Genomic DNA, 2,168 nt, shown 5'->3' on the forward strand with positions numbered 1-2,168 from the left:
CCGCCGGCGCCCGGTTCCAGCGACACGCGGTAGGCCGCGCCCGACTCCAGCATGGCGGCCACGGCGCGCGCGACGTCGGGGGCCGACTCGACGGCGCCCGTCCAGGTGGCGGGCGGGACCACGCCCAGCGCCGTCATGTCCTCACGGAACAGGGCGATCTGCGAGGCGGCGAGCTCGCGCCAGTCCATGCCCGTCTCCGCGGCACGCTCCAGCAGCGGGTCGTCGACGTCGGTCACGTTCGAGGCGTAGGTGACGTCCTTGCCGGCGTCGAGCCAGGCCCGCACCAGCAGGTCGAACGTCACGTAGGTGTTGGCGTGCCCGATGTGGGTGGCGTCGTACGGCGTGATGCCGCACGCGTACAGCCGCGCCCGGGGACCCGGCGCCGCCTCCACGAGCTCGCCCGTCGACGAGTCGTGGACCCGCACCGGGGCGACGGCCTCAGGGGCGGGAAGCTGCGGGACTTGGGGTGTGGGCCAGGCGTGCACGCGACCAACGATAACCGCAGCCTGTGACACTCCCTGACCATGTCAGGGCGCCGGGCTGTGTGTTCTACGCGACGCCGCCGGTCGCGTCGATCGTGCCCGACATGAGCAGGTACACGACCACGCCCGCGAGCACGAGCCGGTAGTAGACGAACGGCTTGTAGGAGTAGTTGCCGATGATCTTGAGGAACCCGATGATCACCGCGTAGCCCACGCCGAACGCGACGACCGTCGCCAGCAGGATCGCGCCCCAGCCGGGCGATCCTGCGGGCAGCGGCTCGCCGAGGGTCTTGACGAGCTGGTAGAAGCCCGAGCCCAGCACTGCCGGGATGGCCAGCAGGAACGAGTAGTCCGCGGCGGCCTTGCGCGTGAAGCCCATGGCCAGGCCGGCGGTGATGGTGCCACCGGAGCGGGACACGCCGGGCACCAGCGCGAGGGCCTGGGCGAAGCCGAAGCCGATGGCGCTGCGGCCGGTCAGGGTGGTCAGCTCGCGCTCCCGGCGGCCGTAGATGTCGGCCAGGAGCAGCAGGATCGCGAAGAACGCGAGGGTGAACACCGTGATCCACAGGTTGCGCAGCGTGGTCTCGATGTAGTCCTGGAACAGCAGGCCCAGCACCACGATCGGGACCGACCCGAAGATGATGTACCAGCCCATCGCGGCGTCCGGGTCGGCAATCACGCCGGGGCGGCCGTGCCGCACGTCGACGGAGCCGGGGCGCGGGCCCAGGCCGACGCGGGCGCGCCAGCCCTTGCCGTTGGCGCCCACCAGGGCCTTGAACCAGGCGACGAGGATGATGCCGATCTTCTTGCGGTAGTAGATGATCACCGCGGCCTCGGTGCCGATCTGCGTGATGGCCGTGAAGGCCGCGCCGGGGTCGCTCGACCCGATCAGCTCACCGACGATCCGCAGGTGCGCCGACGAAGAGATCGGGAGGAACTCGGTCAGGCCCTGGACCAGGCCCAGAAGGATGGCTTCCCACGCAGTCACGGGCCGTGACACTACCCCAACGGCGCGCCTCCTGACGCACCCGCTCCAGCCGCGGGTAGCCTGCCGCTCATGGAACGACGCCGGGTGGGCAGATCGGGCCTGCGGGTCTCGGAGCTCGGGCTCGGCACCATGACATGGGGCCGCGACACCGACGAGATCGACGCGGCCGAGCAGGTACGGGACTTCCTCGACGCCGGCGGCACCCTCGTCGACACGGCGGCCAGCTACGCCGACGGCGACTCCGAGCGCGTCATCGGCACGCTGCTCGGCGGCAAGGTGGCGCGCAGCGAGCTGGTGCTCGCCACCAAGGCCGGCATCCGCGCCGAGTCGCGGCCCGACGGCGGCCCCGGCCGCGTCGTGGACGCCTCCCGCGGCGCGCTGCTGGACAGCCTGGACGAGTCGCTGGTGCGCATGGGCACCGACCACGTGGACCTGTTCCTCGTGGCCTGCCCCGACCCCAACACGTCGCTGGAGGAGACCTGCAACGCGCTGCGGATCGCCGTCACCAGCGGGCGCGCCCGCTACGTGGGGCTCAGCAACCACCCCGGCTGGGCGACCGCGCGCGTGGCCACGCTGCTGGAGCCCGACGTCGGCCTGGCCGCCGTCGAGCTCGAGTACTCGCTGCTGCAGCGCGGCGTGGAGCGCGACGTCATCCCCGCCGCCGACGCCCTCGGGGCCGGGCTGCTCGCCTGGTTCCC

At 72.2% G+C, this 2,168-nt stretch carries 2 protein-coding genes and 1 pseudogene; 1 reads left to right on the forward strand and 2 read right to left on the reverse strand.

Annotated elements, in window-relative coordinates; all coding sequences use genetic code 11:
* Together PROKR_RS25185 and PROKR_RS25190 are read right to left on the reverse strand one after the other, a co-directional pair.
* A pseudogene (locus PROKR_RS25185) lies at positions 1 to 485 on the reverse strand (cysteine--1-D-myo-inosityl 2-amino-2-deoxy-alpha-D-glucopyranoside ligase); the annotation flags it as partial.
* A 64-nt stretch (positions 486 to 549) separates the two neighbouring features.
* Entirely contained in the window at positions 550 to 1,470 is a 921-nt protein-coding gene (locus PROKR_RS25190) for an undecaprenyl-diphosphate phosphatase (RefSeq protein ID WP_036969223.1), read from the reverse strand.
* A 69-nt stretch (positions 1,471 to 1,539) separates the two neighbouring features.
* On the opposite strand from PROKR_RS25190, the gene PROKR_RS25195 reads away from it, so the two are divergent.
* Positions 1,540 to 2,168, forward strand: a 629-nt coding sequence (locus tag PROKR_RS25195; RefSeq protein WP_036969230.1) for an aldo/keto reductase, incomplete at its 3' end; no start/stop codon positions are given.

This window comes from Promicromonospora kroppenstedtii DSM 19349 (assembly GCF_000515355.1).
Classification (GTDB): domain Bacteria; phylum Actinomycetota; class Actinomycetes; order Actinomycetales; family Cellulomonadaceae; genus Promicromonospora; species Promicromonospora kroppenstedtii.